General features: G+C 67.3%; 13 protein-coding genes. 9 read left to right on the top strand and 4 right to left on the bottom strand.

Features of this window, described 5'->3' with window-relative positions; all coding sequences use genetic code 11:
* Positions 1–10: 10 nt before the first annotated feature.
* A complete protein-coding gene (locus ACTWQD_RS03585) occupies positions 11–271 on the bottom strand; it encodes a hypothetical protein (protein ID WP_443194807.1) in 261 nt (86 codons plus the stop codon).
* 261 nt (positions 272–532) lie between these two features.
* Between ACTWQD_RS03585 and ACTWQD_RS03580 the strand changes: the two genes are divergently transcribed.
* Entirely contained in the window at positions 533–2455 is a 1923-nt protein-coding gene (locus ACTWQD_RS03580) for a glycogen debranching N-terminal domain-containing protein (protein WP_443194806.1), read from the top strand.
* Positions 2456–2486: 31 nt separating this feature from the next.
* On the opposite strand, the gene ACTWQD_RS03575 is transcribed toward ACTWQD_RS03580, so the two are convergent.
* Positions 2487–3086, bottom strand: a complete 600-nt coding sequence (locus tag ACTWQD_RS03575; RefSeq protein ID WP_443194805.1) for a YdeI/OmpD-associated family protein — start codon at positions 3084–3086, stop codon at positions 2487–2489.
* Positions 3087–3176: 90 nt separating this feature from the next.
* Here ACTWQD_RS03575 and ACTWQD_RS03570 point away from each other — a divergent pair, with 90 nt between their 5' ends.
* From ACTWQD_RS03570 to ACTWQD_RS03540, 7 genes are all read left to right on the top strand, one after another.
* Positions 3177–3983, top strand: a complete 807-nt coding sequence (locus ACTWQD_RS03570) for a VOC family protein (RefSeq protein WP_443194804.1) — start codon at positions 3177–3179, stop codon at positions 3981–3983.
* Positions 3984–4026: 43 nt separating this feature from the next.
* Positions 4027–4566, top strand: a complete 540-nt coding sequence (locus ACTWQD_RS03565) for an NUDIX hydrolase family protein (protein WP_443194803.1) — start codon at positions 4027–4029, stop codon at positions 4564–4566.
* A 71-nt stretch (positions 4567–4637) separates the two neighbouring features.
* A complete protein-coding gene (locus tag ACTWQD_RS03560) occupies positions 4638–5672 on the top strand; it encodes a DUF6707 family protein (protein ID WP_443194802.1) in 1035 nt (344 codons plus the stop codon).
* A gap of 50 nt (positions 5673–5722) precedes the next feature.
* Positions 5723–6448, top strand: coding sequence for an SRPBCC domain-containing protein (locus ACTWQD_RS03555; RefSeq protein WP_443194801.1), 726 nt, complete (start codon positions 5723–5725; stop codon positions 6446–6448).
* A 33-nt stretch (positions 6449–6481) separates the two neighbouring features.
* Positions 6482–7780 carry a tRNA guanosine(34) transglycosylase Tgt gene (gene tgt / locus ACTWQD_RS03550; protein WP_443194800.1) on the top strand — a complete coding sequence of 433 codons (1299 nt, stop codon included), beginning with the start codon at positions 6482–6484 and terminating at the stop codon, positions 7778–7780.
* A gap of 115 nt (positions 7781–7895) precedes the next feature.
* Positions 7896–8198: a GNAT family N-acetyltransferase gene (locus tag ACTWQD_RS03545; RefSeq protein WP_443194916.1), complete on the top strand. Its 303-nt coding sequence runs from the start codon at positions 7896–7898 to the stop codon at positions 8196–8198.
* 238 nt (positions 8199–8436) lie between these two features.
* A complete protein-coding gene (locus ACTWQD_RS03540) occupies positions 8437–9378 on the top strand; it encodes a type IV toxin-antitoxin system AbiEi family antitoxin domain-containing protein (protein ID WP_443194799.1) in 942 nt (313 codons plus the stop codon).
* A gap of 136 nt (positions 9379–9514) precedes the next feature.
* On the opposite strand, the gene ACTWQD_RS03535 is transcribed toward ACTWQD_RS03540, so the two are convergent.
* On the bottom strand, positions 9515–10210 hold the full coding sequence (locus ACTWQD_RS03535; RefSeq protein ID WP_443194798.1) for a queuosine precursor transporter: 696 nt from the start codon (positions 10208–10210) through the stop codon (positions 9515–9517).
* 208 nt (positions 10211–10418) lie between these two features.
* Here ACTWQD_RS03535 and ACTWQD_RS03530 point away from each other — a divergent pair, with 208 nt between their 5' ends.
* Positions 10419–11264 (top strand): hypothetical protein, encoded by an 846-nt coding sequence (locus ACTWQD_RS03530; RefSeq protein ID WP_443194797.1) that lies wholly within the window; start codon positions 10419–10421, stop codon positions 11262–11264.
* A gap of 102 nt (positions 11265–11366) precedes the next feature.
* Here ACTWQD_RS03530 and ACTWQD_RS03525 read toward each other — a convergent pair whose 3' ends face one another.
* A complete protein-coding gene (locus ACTWQD_RS03525) occupies positions 11367–12776 on the bottom strand; it encodes an MFS transporter (protein WP_443194796.1) in 1410 nt (469 codons plus the stop codon).
* Between the last annotated feature and the right edge of the window lie 62 nt (positions 12777–12838).

The following is a 12838-nucleotide window of genomic DNA, read 5'->3' as shown; positions in this document are numbered from 1 at the left end:
TTAGAGGGAGCTACGGCCCTGTGTGCAGGACCGTGCCGCCCAGGTGTTTCTGGAGGCGTTCCGGGTCTTCACTGACGACGGTCCAGTTCTTGCCCACGTTCATCGCCTTCTGCCCGGCCGTCCCCACAAAATCGAGCTGCGACTGCAAATACTTGTCGCTGCTGTACGCGGCAAGGAACAAGAACTCACCGCAGCTTCCCGAGGAGGCGGCGAACTTGGCGGGCGGCGTGTCCAGGACCAGCTCCGGGCATCGCAGCCCGGCGTTTTCCACCGCCTGCCTTAAATCCTCAATCGACTCGTACGTTCCCCCGTCTGCCGGCGGCGGCGGAACATCCGAGGCAGTACACGCTGCCAGGGAGCAAGCGGCCACGGCTGCCGCAGCGCCCAAAGCCCATCGGTTCATTTCCGGTCCCCCATCTGAAAACGTGTTCGTCCGTCCAGCCTAAGGCCCGGCCCCTGCCCCGGAAATCCGGCCGGCGGGCCCCGCGGGGTTTCGTTGAGCCGGTCCGGCTCCCGGCATAGGGTGGGGCGCATGACTGTTCAGCCAGCGCTCCACCGCCAGCACTGCTCCGTTGCCGCGCCCACCCAGTTGTGGCTCGACGCCGACGGGCGGCTGGCCGGCTCCACCGGTTCCTCCGGCTCCGCTGTTTCCTCCGGCTCTGCTGCCGCAGGAGGGGGCTGGTTCACGGGGCTGCTGCACGGCGACACCCGGATGCTGTGCCGGGCGGAGGTCCGGGTGAACGGCATGGAGCCGGAACCCGCCACGGTGGAGGCGGAGACCGGCGGTGTGCTGCGCGTGCGCGGACTGGTCCGCGGCATCCCGGGGCCCACGGAGGATCCCGCCGTCGAACTGGTCCAGACCTGGACGGTCACGCCCGGCGTCGTGCGGCATTCCCTGCACCTTGCCACGTCCCTGGACTCGCTGGAGGTGGACATCGAAGTCCGGCTCGCCGCGGACTTCACCGATATGGCCAACATCCGCCTCAGCCGCTTCCGGGACCCCGCCGAGCCCTTCGCGGCGGACGATTCCACACTGCGCTGGCGCGACGGCGCGCGCACGCTGACCGTCGCGGCCCCCGGCAATGTCACCGCCGGCGAAACGCTCCTCTGGCGCGGCACTGCAGGGCGCGGGCGCCCGTTCGAAGCCGAATGGCAGGCCGTGCTCGCCGACCCCGACGACGCCGTGGTGGCGGCCCCGCCGGCCGCCTCGCGCAGCGTCCGCGCCCAACCGTCCGGCGCCCTGGGACAGCTGCTGGACAACTCCCTCGACGAGCTCGCCGGCCTCCGCCTGGCCACCCGCAAACTCCCCGACGCGCCGTTCCTCGCCGCCGGGGCGCCGTGGTATTTCACCCTGTTCGGGCGCGACTCGCTCTGGGCCGCAAGGATGCTCCTGCCGCTCGACGCCGGGCTCGCCGCCGGAACGCTGCGCACCCTTGCCGCCTTCCAGGGCACCCGCAGCGATCCCGCCGCCGCCGAAGAGCCCGGAAAGATCCTGCACGAACTCCGCGCCAAGGAGCTGGTGCTTGAGAGCCAGGGGCTGCGCCTCCCGCCGGTGTACTACGGCGCCATCGACTCCACCCCGCTGTGGCTGTGCCTTCTGGCGGAACTCGGCCAGTCCGGGCTGGACGACGCCGCCGTCCGCTCGCTCCTGCCCAACGCCGCACGGGCGGCGGACTGGCTGCTGGCCGCCGGCGGCGCGCCCGGCAGCCCCAACAGCGGATTCCTCAGCTACCAGGACGCCACCGGCCACGGCCTCAGCAACCAGGGCTGGAAGGATTCCGGGGACGCCATGCAGTTCCGCGACGGCCGGCAGGCGGACGGACCCATCGCCCTCTCCGAAGTGCAGGGCTACGCCTACCAGGCCGCCGTGCACACCGCGGATCTGTTCGACGCCTACGGCGAACCCGGCGGCCAGGCGCTCCGGGACTTCGCCGAGGCCCTGCAGCAGAACTTCCGGGCGCGCTTCTGGGTCGAGGATGAGCACGGGCCCTTCCCTGCCATGGCCCTCGACGGGCATGGCGATCCGCTGGACATCCCGGGGTCCAACATGGGCCACCTGCTCGGCACCGGCATCCTGGATGCTTCCGAGGCCCGGCTCGTGGCGGACCGGCTGCTGGGCCCCGACCTGTTCTCAGGCTACGGCGTGCACACGATGTCCCGGCGGGCCGCCGGCTTCTGGCCGTTCAGCTACCACTGCGGGTCCGTGTGGAGCCACGACACGGCGATCGCGGTCCGTGGGCTCCTGGCTGAGGGGTTCCTGGCCGAGGCCCGGACCATCGCCGACGGACTCCTGGCCGCGTCCGGGGCGTTCGGACACCGCCTGCCCGAGCTTTTCGCCGGCATCCCCGCCGGGGAGGCGGGGCACGCGGTGCCGTACCCGGCGTCGTGCCATCCGCAGGCCTGGTCCTCGGCGTCGGCCGTGGTGATTGCCCAGGCTCTGGGCGTCCGTTTCTAGGGAACGCGGCCGCCAGGCTGACCGGGGCGGATCAGGTCGCCGTCGGGCGTCTCTTCTGCGGGTACGGCGTCTCATGCCTGGCCAGCATCTCGACGAACCCCTCGATCTTCTTCTGCCGGGTGGCGGCCTGTTTGACGCCGTTGGTCCGGTAAATCAGGGCGAACCGGTTAACCGAGGTCAGGACGTCGAACATCGCCTGCGCCCGCGGCACGGCCGCAATGGCCGCGGCGAGATCCTCCGGCACTTCCGCCGTCGCCGCGCCGGAGTAGGCGGCTTCCCAGCGCCCGTCCGCCTTGGCACTGTCGACGGCGGCGCGCCCCGCAGCAGCCATCCTCCCCTCTGCCTCGAGGCGCCCTATCCGCTCCACGTTCCGGGCGGACCACACACTTTTCGGCCCTCTCCGGGTCATCCGCTGGAAGGAACTGTCCCCGTCGCGGCGCCGACCCTGCCCGTCGATCCAGCCGAAACACAGCGCTTCCTGAAGGGCTGCCTCGTAGTCCAGCTCCGTCACCGAGCCGCCTTTTTTGTGCAGCACCAGCCACACACCCGGGCTGTCCGCGTGGTGTTCCTCCAGCCAGGCGCGCCACTGGGCGGCGTCCGTCACCAGGAGTTCCTCAAGTTCACGAGCCATTGCACCATTGTGCTCCCGACTGGTCACCTGCGGCCGCTTTGGTGGGACGATATTCTTCAGACCCCTTCCACCGTTAATTGAGGAGCAACGATGCTGCGAGTCCGCCCGATCCACTTCACCTCCCGCCTTGACCAGTGGGAGCGGCTGTTGACCGGCCTGGGCCTGGTCAAGACTGTTGACGAGCCCACGTGGCGGGAATTCGACGCCGGTTCCGGCCGCCTCGCGCTGCACTTCGTCGAGCAGGGTTTGCCGCAGGACGGCACCACCTCCCTGGGCGTCGAAGTGGGGGACCTCAAGGAATTCGCCCGGCGGACCAAGGAGTCCGGGGCGGCCGGGGGCACCACGGCCGGCGGCACCACCGCGGAACTCATCGAGGCGGACCACGGCCCGTCCTGCCGCATCACCGCCGCCGACGGCTTCAGCTTCCTGGCTGACCCGGCAACACGCGCCAGCGACGGAAGCTGGGGCGGGTCGGCCGACGCCGACCCGGGCATCGCCGTCGTCGGCGTCTGGTTCTCCGAGGACGCGGTCGCGGCGGCGCAGACGCTGCGCGACATCGGGGCCCGGCCCCGCCCTGTCCCGGGCAACGCCGTCGGCAACGCCGACACAGCCGGCAGCGCCGGCATAGACTTGGACACCTCCGAATCGGAGACGTTCACGGCGAAAAACGGCGGAATCCTGATGCTCGGAGCAGGAACCGGCACCGGCAGCGCCGGCCTGGGCTTCGAATACACCGGCGACCTGGACGCCCTGCGCCAGCGCCTCGGGGAGACCGGGCACGAGGCGGCGGTCCTCGAGGAAGCCCTGATCCCCACACTCCACGTGGCCAGCCCAGACGCGGACGGCACCGCCGCGCACCCGCCGCTCTGGATCTCCGCGGCACCGGCCGCCGGGTGAGCATGAGCCCAACGCAGCGGCACGGATGGGGTAGAACTTAACCATGAACGTTCGCACCCCTGACCCGAACCCTGGCTGGCTTTCCGAAGAAGATCTGTTTGAGGCACGCGGCCGCCTGCCCATGGTCTACGTCGAGGCCGTTCCGGTCCGGCTGGACCCGCTGGGGTTCGTGAACGAGGTGGGCACGCTCCTGCAGGCCGACGAGGACGGCACCATGGTCCGCTCGCTGGTTTCCGGCCGGGTACTGTACCGGGAGACCATCCGGGCCGCCCTGCTGCGCCACATGGAGAAGGACCTGGGCCCGCTGGCGTTCCCGCAGCTGCCCATCAGCCCGGTGCCGTTCACGGTAGCCGAATACTTCCCGTCCCCGTCCCACACAGGGTTCACGGACGACCGCCAGCACGCCGTCGCCCTGGCGTACGTCATCCCGGTCACCGGCGAATGTTCCCCGCGCCAGGACGCCCTGGAACTGACCTGGATGACTCCGCAGGAAGTGATGAGCTCGGATGTCCAGCTGGAATTCAGCGGCGGACGCGGCGCTTTGATCCGGCAGGCCCTGGCCTTCGCTGGCGTCGGAAACTGACAGCGGCCGGCTGCCCGCCCTCGCCTTTGTAGACTGATGGGCGGACCAAAGAAGAAATTTAAGGATTCCAGATGACCCACCCCCCGTCCGCCCCGAACTACGTCGAACAGCAGGCGGGAGCTCTGCAGAGCGGCGATCATCTGCTCCTGCCCGACGGCAACCGCTCCGCCGAAGTCCAGCGCGTCGACGTCGAGACCGACGATTTCGGCACCCCCGCCATGGTCCTGGCGACCCTCACCGGCGGCGGCGGGCTGCGGATCGCGGCGGCCTCCACCGTCCTGGTCCTGGAGGAGGGCGCCGGGACGGACGACGCCCCGTCCGGGGATGCCGCCGCCCCGTTGCAGCTCGTCGAACCGGCCGCTGACAACGAGGCCCCGAGCGACGCCGCCGTGCAGGAAAGCATCCCCGCGGAAGGCGCCGCCGCCGTCGTCGTACCTCCCCTGCCGCCCGTCCCGCCCGTTCCGCCCGTGATCAGCGGGCCCAGCGAAGAGGACCTGGCGCTGATTCCGGCGGTCAACGGCACTCCCGAGTCGGTGGTGAAAGCGGCGGCCGGTGCGCACCCGAAGTCGGTAGGGGTGCTGCTGCTCGGCGAGCGGCTGGCCAAGGGCATCAACACCAAGTCCGGGAGCTGCCTCAAAGATCTCAGCGACCTTGCGCAGGAGCTGTTCATCATCCTCAAGGACGCCGAGAACGCCCTCGCCGTGGCCGATCTGCTGAACGTGCTTCCTTTCGACGGCAACCGCGGCCGCTGGGCCTCGGTGGAAGCATCACTGGCCCTGTCCAGCTACATCTGCCGCCAGCTCGGCCAGGAAGAGCGGGCCGCCGTCTACGAGAAGTTCCTCCGTGCCCCCGACGCGATGGAAACGGATCCGTTCAAGGCCAGAATCAACGCCAAGGTCCGCCAGCGGTCCCTCAACGAACCGAACCTGTACGACAAGGAAATTTTCCGCGCGATGGACAACTCGAATCCGGATGCGGAGCGCGAGTGGCGGCTGCTGCGGCTCGAGGCGCTGCTGTTCCTGCGGGCCCACGGCGGGTCGGAAACCATCGGCGCGCCGGAGCTGGACCGCCGGATCGGCAACGAACTCGAGTCCGTCCGCTCCTGAGGCGTTAGGACCCTACCCCTGCCCGGCCGGGCAGGGGTAGATTTCACCCCATGACGAACAATCTGAGCGTTGTGATCAACTCTGACGCGCAGCAGGTTTGGACGATGCTGCGCGAGCCCGCCTTGGTTGCCCAGTGGCACGGCTGGCAGGCCGACGACCAGGCGGCCGAGATCAACGAGATCTACTTCAGCCCCAATGTCATCGAGAGCGCCGACCACACCTCCCTGGTGGTCGACGGCGGGGACGTGTTCACGCTGAAACCCGTCCCGGCCGGCACGGAACTCAGCGTCACCCGCGCCGCGGTGGACCACAATTCGGAATGGGCCGCCTGGGACGAGGACATCACCCAGGGCTGGCTGACGTTCATCCAGCAGCTCCGGTTCGCCCTTGAACGGCACCCGCACGGCAAGCGCCGGACATTTTTCTTCTCCGTCCCCGGGAACGAGGGGTCCGCGATTGAAAAGCTGGGCTTGTCCGACGTTCCGGCGCCCGGTGAGCCGTACTCGCTGACCCTGGCCACGGGCGAGGAGGTCTCCGGGAAGGTCTGGTTCCGCAGCAACCACCAGGTGGGCCTCACCGTCCATCACTATGCCGAGCACGGCGAAGGCCTTGTGATCGTGGCGGACCAGCCGGCCATCAAGGACATCAGGCCCGAGGGCGGGTCGCTGGTGATTGTCTCCACCTACGACCTCGGAGCGCACCAGCTCGAGTCGATCCGCGACTACTGGGACACCTGGCGGGCTGAGAACTACCCCACATCCGATCCCCTGCACTAAGGGTTGCGGGCTGTTAGCTGGCACACTTGAACGGTGCCAGCGAATACTGAATCACCCGTGCCGCCGCTCCTGCCGGCCCAGCAGTCCGAGTTTTCCTTCCGCGTGGGCAAACGCCTGAGCGAAAGCTGCCGGCCGTCGCCCGCGCAGGTCGCCGAAAACGGCGGGGAATTCCTGGGCCGCACCGGCACCATCACCACCCCGCACGGTGAGATCCAGACCCCCGCGTTCATCGCGGTGGGCACGAAGGCCACGGTGAAGTCGGTGCTGCCGGAGTCCGTCGCGGAGCTCGGCGCGCAGGCCGTCCTGGCCAACGCCTACCATCTTTACCTGCAGCCCGGCGCGGACATCCTGGACGAAGCCGGCGGGCTGGGCGCGTTCATGAACTGGCGCGGGCCCACCTTCACTGATTCCGGCGGCTTCCAGGTGATGAGCCTGGGGTCGGGGTTCAAGAAGGTCATCGACATGAAATCGGTCGACAATTCCGGACCGGACGACGCCGTCGCCCCCGGCAAGGAGCGCTTGGCCCACGTCGACGAGGAAGGCGTGTGGTTCAAGAGCCACCTCAACGGCGACCGGCACCGCTTCAGCCCCGAGATCTCCATGAACGTCCAGCACCAGATCGGCGCGGACATTATGTTCGCGTTCGACGAGCTGACCACGCTGCAGAACTCCCGCGGCTACCAGGAGGAATCGCTGGAACGCACCCGCCGGTGGGCCGAGCGCTGCATCACGGAGCACTTCCGGCTCACGGAAGAGCGTGCGGGCAAGCCTTACCAGGCCCTGTTCGGGGTCATCCAGGGCGCGCAGTACGAGGACCTGCGCCGCAAGGCCTGCCGGGACTTGGGCGCCATGAACTTCGACGGGTTCGGGATCGGCGGTGCCCTGGAGAAGGAAAACCTCGGCACCATTGTGCGATGGTGCAACGAGGAACTGCCGGAGAACAAGCCCCGGCACCTCCTGGGCATCTCGGAACCGGACGACATCTTCACCGCCATCGAGAACGGTGCGGACACGTTCGACTGCGTCTCCCCCACCCGGGTGGCCCGCAACTCGGCGTTCTACCACCCCACCGGCCGGTACAACCTCTCCGGCGCCATGTACAAGCGTGACTTCGGCCCGCTGCAGGAAGGCTGCGACTGCTATGCCTGCCTGAACTATTCACGGGCCTACATCCACCACCTGTTCAAGGCCAAGGAGATGGTCTCGGCGACCCTGATCTCGATCCACAACGAGCGCTTTGTGGTGAAGATGGTCGACGACGCGCGCCTGGCCATCGAGGCGGGCAACTTCTTCGAGTTCAAGGCCGAGACCCTGGCGAACTACTACTCCTAGCCCGGCCCGCCCCGACGCTGTCCCGCCGTCGAACCCGGCCGCGGCCCCGTCGTCGAATTCGACGGAATCGTGCGGATTCGCCGGAACGTTCCGGCGATCTGGCAGGCTTCCGGCGATTTCGCGCTTCGCAGCGGGACAACGGGTGGGGTGCGCCGAGCTCATCTCGATGTGGGTCGCCCCTGCCGTGCGCGGCCGTGGTGTCGCAACTGCGCTCATCACGGCGGTCGCGCGTTGGGCGGCGGGAACTGGCGCGGCCACACTCGCCCTGTCCGTGATGCCGGAGAATGTCGCAGCCCGACGCAGCTATGAGAGGAACGGCTTCACCGTGTGCCACGAATCCGGCGATCTGCTACCGGATGGCCGAGGCGAGCTCGTCATGCTCCGCGACCTCGGCTCCGAGCGGACCGTCGGCGACTAGCAACGCTCCGCAGGACGAGGCTGTCGCCACACTCGAAGTACCAAAGATCAGCGCAGAGTCGGCATGTCGCCGGCTGCGATCTCAACGCCCGCCGTCGCCGGTATGTCCCGAATTCGCCGGAGACTCTCAAGGTCGCCGAAATTTTCCGGCGACCTTGAGAGTCTCCGGCGATCTCGGGTTTTCCACATAGCCAATCCGGGAGCTGCCGGCCGAGTCAGCAGCGGCCGAAGCTGGTGGCATGACCACATTGCATACGAGCGTGTTGCCGGCGACAGGCAACCTTTGGCGCACCGAAGAGCTTCTGGAACTTGGCTATGGTCCCCGGGCCCTCCGCTTGCACCTTGAGGCGGGAACCCTCGTCCGGCTCCGGTACGGCTGCTATTTCCGGGCCAGTGTGTGGAGAGCCCTGTCGCCGGAAGCCCGGAGCAGGCAGCGAATCTACGCCCATGACCACGGAACGCGGACGACCTCGGCCGGTCGGTTCCTCTACAGCCACACCTCCGCAGCCCGCCTCCGCCGCCTGCAGTTGTGGGGTGTGGGCGATGAGATCCACATCCTCCAGAAAGGGCGCCCCTCGAACGAGAGCCACGGCAAGGACGTGCGCTGCCACACACGCCCCTTCACCGATCGCGACGTAACTGCGATCAACGGGCTCCACGCCACGTCCCTGGAGCGCACCGTCGCCGACTGCGCAATGATGCTGAACTACAGGCAGGCGTTGATCGTCACAGACCACGCGCTTCGGCTGGGCGCGGACCCAATGACATTGCAGGCCATGGCAGACGCACTGGACGGCCGCAGGGGGATCCGGACATTCCGCCGCGCCCTCGCGACAGCCGACCCGCGGTCCGAATCCGCCGGGGAAACCCTGACGCGCGAGCTACTTTTCAGATTGCGGATCAGGCCTCCGGACCTGCAGGTTGAAGTGTCAAGCCGGGCCGGGCGCCACCGGCTGGACTTCGCGTGGAAGAAGGACAAGGTGGCGCTCGAATTCGACGGAAAGTCCAAGTACTTTGACTACAGCCCCACACCCGAGGTGCTCTTCGAGGAACGGCGCAGGGAAAAGGCCTTGACTGAAGCTGGCTGGGTGTTTGTCCGTATTGAGTGGAGGGACCTGTTCCAGGAGCGGGAATTCAAGGAACGCGTCCTTCGCGCCCTGAATTCCCGCTCCCGTGGCTGAAACCCGGACGCCGGTTCGACGGAACTGCCCGAGATCGCCGGAAAATTCCGGCGACCCCAACTGTTTCCGGCGACTCCGGCGCAGGGGTAGCGCCGGAGGCACGCTCAAACCGGCGTAGGAGCCGCGTGGCGCCGCCCTACGCCCCGTAGCTCGGTTCGCGCTTCTTGATCCAGCCGATTGCGCCGGCGGTGACCGGGACGAAGAGGAACTCCACCAGCGTCTTGTAGAGGAAGCCCACAGCGACGTAGTTCACGAACGTGCCGACGTCGGCAATACCGATCACGGACGCCGCGATGCTGCAGAAGATCAGGGTGTCCACGAACTCGCCGGCCACCGAGGATCCCATGATGCGGGCCCAGAGGGACTTCTCCCCTGTCCGTGCCTTCATCTTCACGAGGATCCAGGCGTTGAGCGTCTGCCCGGCCAGGAAGGCGAGCAGGGAGGCTAGAACGATCTGCGGGACGGGCCCCAGCGCGCCTTCCAGCGCTGCCTGCTTGGCGGCGCCAAAGTCGTCGTCGAAACCCGGCAGGACGATGATGACCCAGTAGCAAAGGGAGGCAAAGATCGAGAGGGCGAAGGTGGTGAAGATGGCCTTGCGCGCCACTTTGAACCCGTAGACCTCGCTGATGACGTCACCCAGGATGTAGGCCAGCGGGAAGAGGAAGAAGCCGCCGTCGGTGATGATCGGGCCGATGGCGACACCCTTGGATGCCCCGATGTTGGACAGGATCAGCACCACTGACATCACCGCCAGCAGGATGCCGAAGTAAGGGGAGCCGATCGAGGCGAATTTTGGCGGTGCCGCGGCCGGGGAAATCTGGGCGGAAGTCATGGGTATTCCATTCATAGTGGTTCGCTCGGCCCGGGCGCCTGGCGGAGGCCCCGAACAGCCGGCTGTATTAGCACTGGACGGCCCGGAAGGGCTGACCGCCGGAACCGCCTTCCATTCTCTCACCCCGGCGCAGGCTCCGGCGCTGGGCGGCGGTGCCACGGGTGCCCGCCTCCCCGGCGCGGGCGCGCTGCCCGGCTAGGATGGCGGCATGGCCTCCGATTCCTTCAGGGACAGCGGTTTTACCCGGGGCGACGGTCCGGTGCGGACCGCCGCCTCCGAAGACAGCGCCGAGGGGCCGGCAGCTCCGGTGGAAGCCGCACCGTGGCGAAGAATCAGCCTTTGGCGCTCGTTCGCCTATCTGATGATTCCGGTCGCCATCCTGAGTCTGATCAGCGGCTCGCTGGCATTTGCGACGCAGTGGGCGCCGCCGGAACACGTGGAAACCGCCAGGTTCTGGTTTTACTTTTTCGACGTGGGCCGCGAAATCAACGTGCCCACCTGGTTCAGCGCCGGGCTGTGGATCACCGCGGGACTTCTTGCCGGATACTTTGCCCGCCGCGCCTCCAGGCACCGCCGCTCCTGGGCGCTGTTTGCTGTTGTCTGCATCGTCTTTTCCATCGACGAGACCCTGGAACTGCACGAACGGCTCGACGTGATCGGGAACGAGCTGGCCAGGTACCTTCCCGTGCAGCTGGGCTTCACGTGGGTCCTGCCCGGGGTCCTGATTGCCGGCCTGATTGTTCTCTCGCTGCTGAGGATGGTGCTGGCACTGCCGGCGATGCCCCGGGCGGCGCTGCTGACGGCAGGCGTGTTTTTTGTGGGAGGAGGCGTCGGCGTCGAGACGCTGTCCGGGCTTTTCCTCGAGGGCGAGGCCCTGCCCTGGCAGTTCTTCCTGCTCACCCTGATTGAAGAATCCCTTGAGATGGCCGGTACCGCGCTGGCTGTCGCCGCGCTGGCGCACCTCGTGGCGTACCGGCATTCCGCGGACGGCTCCACCGCCTTCCTCGTAGCCGACCGCGCCCTGCCGGAGGCCGGGGCGGGTTCCGGCCGCTAACGACGACGGCGGGCCGCCGGCTGCCGAACCGAAGTCCGGGTGCCGGCAACCCGCCGTCGTGCGCGCCGCCGTCGTGCGCCGCCAATTCAGCGGCTCGCCATGCTACCGGCGGGAGGCGTCGACGAGGTCCTTGTCGTCATCCCGGCGGCCGGCCGCGGCAGCGTCAACTGCTGCCGGCTCCCAGGCGTGGCCCTGTTCGTGGTCCAGGTGCGTGGACTTCTTGTTCTTCAACGCGAAGATGTAGACCAGCAGCGAAATGCCGATGCCCACAGTGATGTAGGTGAAGAACAATTCCACCTGGCCGGCTTTTTGGAACGCTGCCCCCACAAGCGGTGTGGTGCCGCCGAAGAGCGAGTTGGCGATCGCGTAACCGAGGCCGACGCCGAGGGCACGGATGGAAGCGGGGAAAAGCTCAGCCTTCACCAGGGCGTTGATGGAGGTGTAGCCGCCGACGATCAGCAGGCCGCCCATCATCAGCAGGAACGCAGTGAACGGGTCCTTGGTCCCGGCCAGTGCGGACAGCAGCGGCCAGGTCAGCAGCACGCCGCTGATTCCAAACCAGAGGAGCAGCGGCCTACGGCCTACGCGGTCCGAAATCATGCCGTATACGGGCTGCAGCAGCATGAAGATAAACAGCGCCCAGAAGCTGATGACGGACGTGCTTTCCTTGGGGATGCCGCTGGTGTTCTGCATGAAGGACAACGTGAAGTTGGTGTACGTGTAGAACGCCATCGTGCCGCCCAGTGTCACGCCGATGCAGATGAGCAGGGACTTCCAGTGCTTTGTGAACAGCAGTTTCAAGGTTCCCGGCTGGGCTTCACTTCCTGCTGCCCCGGCCTTGGCGGCGGCAGCTTGCTCCGCAGAGATTGTTTCCTCCATGGATCGGCGGATCCAGAAGACCACGAGCGCCGCTATACCGCCGATCGCGAACGGAATCCGCCAGCCCCACTCACCCAGAGCGTCCTTGCCGAGGGTTCGTTCCAGGACAACGAGGACCAGCAGCGCCGACATCTGACCGCCGATGAGGGTGACGTACTGGAAGCTGGAGAAGAAGCCGCGGCGCTTGGCGGTGGCGGCTTCTGACATGTACGTGGCGCTGGTGCCGTACTCTCCGCCCACTGAGAAGCCCTGCAACAGTCGGATCAGCACCAGAAGCACCAGCGCCCAGATGCCGATGACTTCTTTGGTGGGGAGCAATGCGATGGCGAAGGAGCCTGCAGACATCATGGTCACGCTCAGGGTCAGCGCGGCTTTCCGGCCGTTGCGGTCCGCGTAGCGGCCAAAGAACCAGGCGCCGATCGGACGCATCAGGAACGTGACCGCAAAGACGGCCATCGCTTCCAGGTTGCTCTGGAGCGGGTCCTTGGAGCTGAAGAAGTGGACGGCAAAATATGCAGAGAATGCCGTGTAGATGTAGACGTCGAACCACTCAACGAGATTGCCGGCAGAGCCTTTGAGGATATTGCTTACCGCTCGTCTGGTCTGTGCCGATTCGGACAGCTGGGTGCTCATCAATGAACCTTCCTGGATCCGGCGCCGAAAGGAAGCAACGCCGTCCGACACCATATTCCCGG

The sequence above is a fragment of the Pseudarthrobacter sp. 1C304 genome (assembly GCF_052245515.1).
GTDB lineage: Bacteria > Actinomycetota > Actinomycetes > Actinomycetales > Micrococcaceae > Arthrobacter.
The sequence above is the reverse complement of the archived record's forward strand: the minus strand, read 5'-3'. Positions and strand labels throughout refer to the sequence as shown.